The organism is Solemya elarraichensis gill symbiont (assembly GCF_002021095.1).
Lineage (GTDB): Bacteria > Pseudomonadota > Gammaproteobacteria > Chromatiales > Chromatiaceae.
Genome location: NZ_MPRK01000122.1, coordinates 1 through 9,460 on the forward strand (window position 1 = coordinate 1; position 9,460 = coordinate 9,460).

A 9,460-nucleotide genomic window follows, 5' to 3' on the forward strand; every position below is an offset into this window, starting at 1 on the left:
TGTGCCAACCCGGATTCCGGGCAGCAGGGCCTGCATGCGTTGCATCAAGGTACCGTTGTGAACCCCTCCGCCGCAGACAAGCGCTCGCTCGGTGCCTGGAGCTTGTTTGTTGATCGCTTGTGTAATGGTGGCAGCGGTGAGTTCGAGCAGTGTTGCCTGGACATCTTCGGGGCGCAGCTTTTCGACCAGGTCGCCACCACGTTGCATTAGCCATGAAGGTTGAACTCTTCGGTGCCGGTACTTTTCGGAGGCTCGCGCAGGAAATAGGGGGCATTTATCAGCAGGGAAAGCAGCTCTTCTGAAACAGCTCCGCTGGCTGCCCAGCTGCCGTTATTGTCATATGAATCATTTCTGGCTCGCGAAATCCAGTCATCCATGAGCCGGTTGCCCGGTCCTGAATCGAATCCGGTCACCGCTGTCGCAGTATCCTTCGGCAGTATCGTCAGGTTGGCAATGCCGCCGATGTTGACGATCACACGTGTTTCGTCGGGTGAACTCAAAACAGCCTGGTGGAATGCCGGTGCAAGGGGTGCGCCCTGTCCGCCGACGGCCATGTCACGACGGCGAAAATCGGCAACGGTTGTGATGCCTGTAATTGCCGCAATGCGGTTCGGGTCACCTATCTGCAGCGTAAATGGGTGGGTGCTGTGCGGGCGATGGCGCACGGTCTGTCCGTGAGAGCCTGTCGCCTTGATCTGGTGTGCTGAAATGTTCGCTTTTTCGAGTAGTGCAATGACAGATTCGGCGAGTATTTCGCCTGCCCAGACATCAGTGTCGCCAAGTCTGTCGATTTCGTTCTCGCCTGGCAGGGCAAGTGCTTCCAGCTGTTGGCGTAATGCCGAGGGCCACTCGTGGCTGTGGGTATTTAGCAACTCAAGATTTTCATTCTCATCGATGCTGACAAGTGCGGCATCGATGCCGTCCATACTGGTGCCGGACATCAGGCCTATATAGAGTGATGCCGGCATTGGCCCTTATGGTTGCCCGGCAATCACGGGCGCTTTCAACTGATCAAGTTGCTGCAGCAGCGGCGCGGCCATCTTTTTGAACTGCGCCATTTTGTCGCCCTTGATCGGATCAGCTGCCGGTAACTTGTGGGAAAGCGGATCGACGTGTTTGTCGTTGATGCGAAACTCGTAGTGGAGGTGCGGGCCAGTCGCCAGTCCGGTTGAACCGACATAGCCGATGACCTCGCCCTGCTTCACCTTGTGGCCTTTTTTCAGGCCTTTCTTGAAGCCTTTCAAGTGGGCATAGACGGTGGTGTATTTTTTCCCGTGCTGCAGGTAGATGACCTTGCCATAGCCTCTCTGTTTCTGGATGATCTTGACAGAGCCGTTGCCGGTTGCCATCACGGGAGTGCCTCTCTTTGCGGCGTAATCGACGCCCTTGTGAGAACGCCAGCGCTTCAGTACCGGGTGGAATCTTGACTTGGTGAATTTCGAGCTGATGCGGGCGAAGTTGACCGGCGTGCGGGTAAAGGTCTTTTTACGGCTCTGGCCCTTTTCGTTGTAGTAGTCGACTGCTCCGTCTCTCTCGAAACGCACGACACGGAAGCTCTTGCCAGTATTGATGAACTCGGCTGCGAGAATGCTGCCGGTACCGAAAAATTCGCCGTCGATATATTTTGCTTCGTAGATCACCGAGAAGTAATCACCCGGCTGAATCTCCCTGGCAAAATCGATATCGAAATTGAACAGGCCGGCCATCTCGATGATAGTGCGGTCACTCAGTCCGGCTTTCTGGGCGTCAAGAAAAAGTGATGACGTGATGGTGCCGGAGGCGGTTACGACGCGCTTTTCGACATCCTGCTCCAGTACCGTGGCAATTGCGACATCCGCGTCGATGTCAAATTGCACGCTCTTGACCAGGTTGACCTCGTGAATCAGCAGGTCGAGTTCGCCTGTCCCTTCTTTGAAACGCAGCAGCAGTTTCTGCCCGGGCTTCAGGCTTCTTTCGATTGTCTTGCCTTCTTTTCCGCTATTGATGACGGCGTAGAGAGTGTTGGTGCCGATTCCCTGGGATGAGAAAATTGTCGACAATGTGTCGCCCGCTTGAATTTCGTGGATGACCCAGCGTTCCTCTATAGGTGCTGGTTCTGCCTGGGCCGGCTCTTCCGGTGTCACTGCCTCTTCAAGTGTCACTGCCTCATCGGGCGTGATTGTGGGTTCGCTGGCAGGTGGTATCAGGGGTGGTAGTTCTTCAGCCGGTTCCTCAATCGCCGTGATTGCTTGTGGTTCAATCGTGATTTCAACCGGTCCACTTTTCGTCGGGAAGTTACTGATCTGCCAGAAAATCAATGGTGCCAGCAGGAAGGCAAGAAACAGGAGCAGGATAATTTTATTATAGAGTGATTTCATCTCTAGCCAATTGTCTGGGGTTGTTTGTTAATCGATGTCAGCTGTATATGACATGCAGACGCTACCGAGGTTCACAATTATGACACGCAAGTTGCATCTATTCTGTTCTTTCGGGCTCCGCTGAGCAGATGCATATCATACACTTTCCATACGGTTGTTGCCTCTACTCCTGTATGCAGACGCGCCACGATTTGCCGGGCTGTGTGTGAATCTCTCCCTGCACGGCTGGAAATCATCGCATGCATGCTGTAAATTCCGAGCTCTTTTTCGAGTATTACTATATAGATGAAGCTGAAAAGCGGCCGGAGCAAGAGATGACAGGGGTAAGTGAGGCAATTGAGCTGATCTCAAGGGGAGCGGACGAAATTCTCCTCGTAGAGCAGTTGCAGAAAAAACTGGAGCAGGGCAGGCCGCTACGCATCAAGGCTGGATTTGACCCGACTGCGCCCGACCTTCACTTGGGACACACGGTGCTGATCAATAAGCTGCGCCAGTTCCAGGACCTTGGCCACGAGATTCTCTTTCTTATCGGCGACTTCACCGGCATGATCGGCGATCCCACCGGAAAGAATGTAACGCGCAAGCCGCTCAGCAGGGATGATGTTTTGCGCAATGCGGAAACCTACAAGGAGCAGGTATTCAAGATTCTGGACCCGGCAAAAACCACCGTGGTGTTCAATTCCGAGTGGATGGGCAAGATGGGCGCCGCCGACCTGGTGCAGCTGGCAGCGAAGAATACCGTCGCGCGCATGCTCGAACGCGATGATTTCAGCAAGCGCTATAAAGGCGGGCAGCCGATTGCTATCCATGAATTTCTCTATCCCCTGGTACAGGGCTACGATTCCGTGGAGCTGAAAGCCGATGTTGAACTCGGCGGTACCGATCAGAAATTCAACCTGCTGATGGGGCGCCAACTGCAGGAGGTCTATGGCCAGGAGCCGCAGGTCGTCCTGACCATGCCGATCCTCGAGGGGCTCGACGGGGTGCAGAAGATGTCCAAGTCGCTGAATAACTATATAAGGATCACCGACGCACCCGAGGAGATGTTCGGCAAGATCATGTCGATCTCCGACGACCTGATGTGGCGTTACTTCGAGCTGTTGAGCTTCCGCCCCATGAGTGAGATCGAGGGATTTCAGCAGCAGATTGCGGACGGGATGAATCCGAGAGACATCAAGTTCCTCCTTGCCGAGGAGCTAATTGGACGCTTCCACGATGAACAGAGCGCCGTGGCGGCGCGTGAAGCCTTTATCGCTCGCTTCCAGAAGGGCGCCATGCCCGATGAGATAGAAGAGAAGAGCCTGCAGCCGGCGGAAGGCGATAGCATGCCGATAGCCAATCTGCTCAAGGAAGCCGGGCTGGTATCCAGTACATCGGAAGCATACCGTATGATCAAGCAGGGTGCGGTCAAGGTTGACGGGCAAAAGCTGGGTGACCGCAATGCGCGATATGGTGAAGGCGATTGCCACGTATTTCAGGTCGGAAAACGCCGTTTTGCACGCGTCACAATCGGCTGATTAAGAGGGGCTGCAAAAAAAGTTTCACAAAAGTGTTGACCTTCTTTCTGCAGGCCCTATAATGCGCCCTCCCTAGCAGCACAGAGGCAAGCAAAACAGCTTCTGGAGAGCGAAAGGAAGGGTCGAAATTCGCAGTTTGAATGAGCTCCTCTGTTAATTAAAAAGATTCGCCAAATTGGTTGAAAATAGTAGTTGACAGGAACATGGCACGCTGTAGAATGCGCGCCTCGCTCGACGCCTCTTTAGCAGCGTGCAAACGGTGAAAAAAAGAGGTTGACAGTAAGTTTGAGGCATGTAGAATACGCGCCTCGTTGACGCCAACTAGGTTGACGCCAACCTATCAAACTTAAACTGAAGAGTTTGATCCTGGCTCAGATTGAACGCTGGCGGTATGCTTAACACATGCAAGTCGAACGCGAAAATACCTTCGGGTATGAGTAGAGTGGCGGACGGGTGAGTAACGCGTAGGAATCTGCCTAGTAGTGGGGGACAACTACCGGAAACGGTAGCTAATACCGCATACGCCCTACGGGGGAAAGCGGGGGATCTTCGGACCTCGCGCTATTAGATGAGCCTGCGTCGGATTAGCTAGTTGGTAGGGTAATGGCCTACCAAGGCGACGATCCGTAGCTGGTCTGAGAGGATGATCAGCCACATTGGGACTGAGACACGGCCCAAACTCCTACGGGAGGCAGCAGTGGGGAATATTGGACAATGGGCGAAAGCCTGATCCAGCAATACCGCGTGTGTGAAGAAGGCCTGCGGGTTGTAAAGCACTTTCAGTAGGAAGGAAAAGCCTCAAGTTAATAACTTTGGGTCTTGACGTAACCTACAGAAGAAGCACCGGCTAACTCCGTGCCAGCAGCCGCGGTAATACGGAGGGTGCAAGCGTTAATCGGAATTACTGGGCGTAAAGCGTACGTAGGCTGTTAGGTAAGTCAGATGTGAAAGCCCCGGGCTCAACCTGGGAACTGCATTTGATACTGCCTGGCTAGAATCTGGTAGAGGGTAGCGGAATTCCACGTGTAGCAGTGAAATGCGTAGATATGTGGAGGAACATCAGTGGCGAAGGCGGCTACCTGGACCAAGATTGACGCTGAGGTACGAAAGCGTGGGGAGCAAACGGGATTAGATACCCCGGTAGTCCACGCCGTAAACGATGTCAACTAGCCGTTGGGTTCTTTTATGGACTTAGTGGCGCAGCTAACGCGATAAGTTGACCGCCTGGGGAGTACGGTCGCAAGATTAAAACTCAAAGGAATTGACGGGGGCCCGCACAAGCGGTGGAGCATGTGGTTTAATTCGATGCAACGCGAAGAACCTTACCAGCTCTTGACATCCTCAGAACTTGTCAGAAATGACTTGGTGCCTTCGGGAACTGAGTGACAGGTGCTGCATGGCTGTCGTCAGCTCGTGTCGTGAGATGTTGGGTTAAGTCCCGTAACGAGCGCAACCCTTGTCCCTAGTTGCCAGCACATAATGGTGGGAACTCTAGGGAGACTGCCGGTGACAAACCGGAGGAAGGTGGGGACGACGTCAAGTCATCATGGCCCTTACGAGCTGGGCTACACACGTGCTACAATGGTCGGTACAGAGGGTTGCAAACCCGCGAGGGGGAGCTAATCCCAGAAAACCGGTCGTAGTCCGGATTGGAGTCTGCAACTCGACTCCATGAAGTCGGAATCGCTAGTAATCGCGAATCAGAATGTCGCGGTGAATACGTTCCCGGGCCTTGTACACACCGCCCGTCACACCATGGGAGTGGGTTGCACCAGAAGTGGCTAGACTAACCTTCGGGAGGTCGGTTACCACGGTGTGATTCATGACTGGGGTGAAGTCGTAACAAGGTAGCCGTAGGGGAACCTGCGGCTGGATCACCTCCTTAAATGAAAGTCATCTACGACGTCGATGGAGTACCCACACAAGTTACTTGAATCATGCAGACACGGGTCTCGCGTTCCAGATTCGAATGTGCCGACAAGACCCATAGCATTCGGGTCTATAGCTCAGTTGGTTAGAGCGCACCCCTGATAAGGGTGAGGTCGGTGGTTCAAATCCACCTAGACCCACCATTTTTGCGCTCAGCATTACGGGGCCATAGCTCAGCTGGGAGAGCGCCTGCCTTGCACGCAGGAGGTCGGCGGTTCGATCCCGCCTGGCTCCACCAATTTCTGCTAGTGTTAAGTGAAAAGCAATTGTGCTTTTCACTTTGCATTTGCGAAGTGTTTGCTCTTTAAAAATTAGGTTTAATCGAGAAAACAAGCGCTTTGGTGTAATTACCAAAAAACGTTACAAGCATTCGCTTAACTTAATAACTCGAAATAATCGGGTTTATCCTGAGTATTTGGGGTTATATGGTCAAGTGAATAAGCGTACACGGTGGATGCCTAGGCGGTAAGAGGCGATGAAGGACGTTGTAATCTGCGATAAGCTTCGGGGAGCTGATAAACAAGCTTTGATCCGGAGATTTCCGAATGGGGAAACCCACCCGTCATAAGACGGGTATCTTATACTGAATACATAGGTATATGAGGCGAACCCGGGGAACTGAAACATCTAAGTACCCGGAGGAAAAGAAATCAATTGAGATTCCCTAAGTAGCGGCGAGCGAACGGGGACCAGCCCTTAAGTTCTTGGTGTGATAGTGGAACAGTCTGGAAAGTCTGGCGATACAGGGTGATAGCCCCGTACACTAAATCTATCCTTGAATGAAATCGAGTAGGACGGGACACGTGACATCCTGTTTGAACATGGGGGGACCATCCTCCAAGGCTAAATACTACTTACCGACCGATAGTGAACCAGTACCGTGAGGGAAAGGCGAAAAGAACCCCGTTGAGGGGAGTGAAATAGAACCTGAAACCGTGTACGTACAAGCAGTAGGAGCCCTTCGGGGTGACTGCGTACCTTTTGTATAATGGGTCAGCGACTTACTTCTCAGTGGCAAGCTTAACCGAATAGGGGAGGCGTAGGGAAACCGAGTCTTAATAGGGCGTTTAGTCGCTGGGAGTAGACCCGAAACCGGGCGATCTATCCATGGCCAGGGTGAAGGTGAAGTAACATTCACTGGAGGCCCGAACCCACTTATGTTGAAAAATGAGGGGATGAGCTGTGGATCGGAGTGAAAGGCTAATCAAGCCCGGAGATAGCTGGTTCTCCTCGAAAGCTATTTAGGTAGCGCCTCGTGTATCACCTATGGGGGTAGAGCACTGTTTCGGCTAGGGGGTCATCCCGACTTACCAAACCGATGCAAACTCCGAATACCTTAGAGTGCAATCACGGGAGACACACGGCGGGTGCTAACGTCCGTCGTGGAAAGGGAAACAACCCAGACCGCCAGCTAAGGTCCCAAAATCATATCTCAGTGGGAAACGATGTGGGAAGGCCCAGACAGCCAGGAGGTTGGCTTAGAAGCAGCCATCCTTTAAAGAAAGCGTAATAGCTCACTGGTCGAGTCGGCCTGCGCGGAAGATTTAACGGGGCTTAAGATATGTACCGAAGCTGCGGATGCATGTTTACATGCATGGTAGAGGAGCGTTCTGTAAGCGGTTGAAGGTGTGCTGTAAGGCATGCTGGACGTATCAGAAGTGCGAATGCTGACATGAGTAACGATAAAGGGGGTGAGAGGCCCCCTCGCCGAAAACCCAAGGTTTCCTGCTCAACGCTAATCGGAGCAGGGTTAGTCGGCCCCTAAGGCGAGGCAGAAATGCGTAGTCGATGGGAAACAGGTTAATATTCCTGTACCGCTTATCATTGCGATGGAGGGACGGAGAAGGCTAGACCAGAACACAGTCGGTTTTGTGTATCTAAGGTCGTAGGCAGATCTTTTAGGTAAATCCGGAAGGTCAATGCTGAGAACTGATGGCGACGGATCTACGGATCCGGAGTGGTCGATGCCATACTTCCAGGAAAATCTTCTAAGCTTCAGATGATAAGTGACCGTACTCTAAACGGACACACGTGGGTAGGGTGAGAATCCCAAGGCGCTTGAGAGAACTCGGGTGAAGGAACTAGGCAAAATGGTACCGTAACTTCGGGAGAAGGTACGCCCTTGCCGGTGATCGGACTTGCTCCGTAAGCTGGTGGGGGTAGCATTAAAATGGTGGCTGCAACTGTTTATTAAAAACATAGCACTCTGCAAACACGAAAGTGGACGTATAGGGTGTGACGCCTGCCCGGTGCCGGAAGGTTAATTGATGGGGTTAGCTTCGGCGAAGCTCCTGATCGAAGCCCCGGTAAACGGCGGCCGTAACTATAACGGTCCTAAGGTAGCGAAATTCCTTGTCGGGTAAGTTCCGACCTGCACGAATGGCGTAATGATGGCCACACTGTCTCCACCCGAGACTCAGTGAAATTGAAATAGCTGTTAAGATGCAGTTTACCTGCGGCTAGACGGAAAGACCCCGTGCACCTTTACTACAGCTTTGCACTGGACTTTGAGCCTACTTGTGTAGGATAGCTGGGAGGCTTTGAAACCGGATCGCCAGATTCGGTGGAGCCAACCTTGAAATACCAGCCTGGTATGTTTGAAGTTCTAACCTCGACCCGTAATCCGGGTTAGGGACAGTGTATGGTGGGTAGTTTGACTGGGGCGGTCTCCTCCCAAAGAGTAACGGAGGAGCGCGAAGGTACCCTCAGCGCGGTCGGACATCGCGCAATGAGTGCAATAGCATAAGGGTGCTTGACTGAGAGACAGACACGTCGATCAGGTACGAAAGTAGGCTATAGTGATCCGGTGGTTCTGTATGGAAGGGCCATCGCTCAACGGATAAAAGGTACGCCGGGGATAACAGGCTGATACCGCCCAAGAGTTCATATCGACGGCGGTGTTTGGCACCTCGATGTCGGCTCATCACATCCTGGGGCTGAAGTCGGTCCCAAGGGTATGGCTGTTCGCCATTTAAAGTGGTACGCGAGCTGGGTTTAGAACGTCGTGAGACAGTTCGGTCCCTATCTGCCGTAGGCGTTTGAGACTTGAGGGAAGCTGCTCCTAGTACGAGAGGACCGGAGTGGACGAACCTCTGGTGTTCCGGTTGTCACGCCAGTGGCATTGCCGGGTAGCTATGTTCGGAAGGGATAACCGCTGAAAGCATCTAAGCGGGAAGCCCCTCCCAAGATTAGGTCTCACTGGACCTTTAAGGTCCCTGAAGGGTCGTTGAAGACTACAACGTTGATAGGTCGGGTGTGGAAGCGCAGTAATGCGTGAAGCTAACCGATACTAATTGCCCGTGAGGCTTGACCATATAACACCCAAATATTCAGGCGTAACAGCTGCCTGAATGGGTGAAGCGAAAGCTTGAAACGAGCGTTTGTTTGATCGATTAAACCGAATTTGTATAGACGACCAAGTCGGATATACGAGCCAGTTTTCCCGGCGGCAATAGAACATTGGAACCACCTGATCCCATACCGAACTCAGAAGTGAAACGATGTATCGCCGATGGTAGTGTGGGGTTTCCCCATGTGAGAGTAGGTCACTGCCGGGCTTTAATACCAAAAACCCCGATCGAGAATGCGGTCGGGGTTTTTCTTTGTCACTGGAATGGCATCCGTATACCTGGGAATCAGCACTTCCACCACCATTTG

Annotated in this window: 4 protein-coding genes, 2 tRNA genes and 3 rRNA genes; 6 read left to right on the top strand and 3 right to left on the bottom strand. The window is 52.7% G+C overall.

The genetic code is table 11. The annotated features are described in order from the left end of the window. The 3 genes from BOW51_RS11930 to BOW51_RS07105 form a co-directional block, all read right to left on the bottom strand. On the bottom strand, window positions 1-207 hold a 207-nt coding region (locus BOW51_RS11930), incomplete at its 3' end, for an anhydro-N-acetylmuramic acid kinase (RefSeq protein ID WP_174564738.1). Further along, the gene (locus tag BOW51_RS07100; RefSeq protein WP_078477082.1) at window positions 207-968 is read right to left on the bottom strand and encodes an anhydro-N-acetylmuramic acid kinase; all 762 of its coding nucleotides are present in this window, start codon (window positions 966-968) and stop codon (window positions 207-209) included. The genes BOW51_RS11930 and BOW51_RS07100, both read right to left, overlap by 1 nt. 6 nt (window positions 969-974) lie before the next feature. Further along, complete coding sequence (locus tag BOW51_RS07105) at window positions 975-2,357, bottom strand: OapA family protein (protein ID WP_078477083.1); 1,383 nt, start codon at window positions 2,355-2,357, stop codon at window positions 975-977. A 314-nt stretch (window positions 2,358-2,671) separates the two neighbouring features. Between BOW51_RS07105 and tyrS the strand changes: the two genes are divergently transcribed. The 6 genes from tyrS to rrf all read left to right on the top strand — a co-directional run bounded on the left by tyrS (window position 2,672) and on the right by rrf (window position 9,360). Further along, window positions 2,672-3,874, top strand: a complete 1,203-nt coding sequence (gene tyrS / locus BOW51_RS07110; RefSeq protein ID WP_078477084.1) for a tyrosine--tRNA ligase — start codon at window positions 2,672-2,674, stop codon at window positions 3,872-3,874. 348 nt (window positions 3,875-4,222) lie between these two features. Beyond that, a 16S ribosomal RNA gene (locus tag BOW51_RS07115) occupies window positions 4,223-5,759 on the top strand. A 110-nt stretch (window positions 5,760-5,869) separates the two neighbouring features. Continuing rightward, window positions 5,870-5,946: transfer RNA gene (locus BOW51_RS07120), tRNA-Ile, on the top strand. 19 nt (window positions 5,947-5,965) lie between these two features. Continuing rightward, a tRNA-Ala gene (locus BOW51_RS07125) sits at window positions 5,966-6,041 on the top strand. Between the two features lie 189 nt (window positions 6,042-6,230). Beyond that, window positions 6,231-9,117: ribosomal RNA gene (locus tag BOW51_RS07130) — 23S ribosomal RNA — on the top strand. A 127-nt stretch (window positions 9,118-9,244) separates the two neighbouring features. Then, window positions 9,245-9,360: ribosomal RNA gene (gene rrf / locus BOW51_RS07135) — 5S ribosomal RNA — on the top strand. Together the 16S, 23S and 5S rRNA genes with 2 tRNA genes alongside form the textbook arrangement of a ribosomal RNA operon. The last annotated feature ends 100 nt before the right edge of the window (window positions 9,361-9,460 follow it).

Excerpts from the sequence above, each read along its gene's own strand:
- BOW51_RS07100 (WP_078477082.1), bottom strand. The coding sequence starts at position 968 with ATGCCGGCATCACTCTATATAGGCCTGATGTCCGGCACCAGTATGGAC.
- BOW51_RS07105 (WP_078477083.1), bottom strand. The coding sequence starts at position 2,357 with ATGAAATCACTCTATAATAAAATTATCCTGCTCCTGTTTCTTGCCTTC.
- tyrS (WP_078477084.1), top strand. The coding sequence starts at position 2,672 with ATGACAGGGGTAAGTGAGGCAATTGAGCTGATCTCAAGGGGAGCGGAC.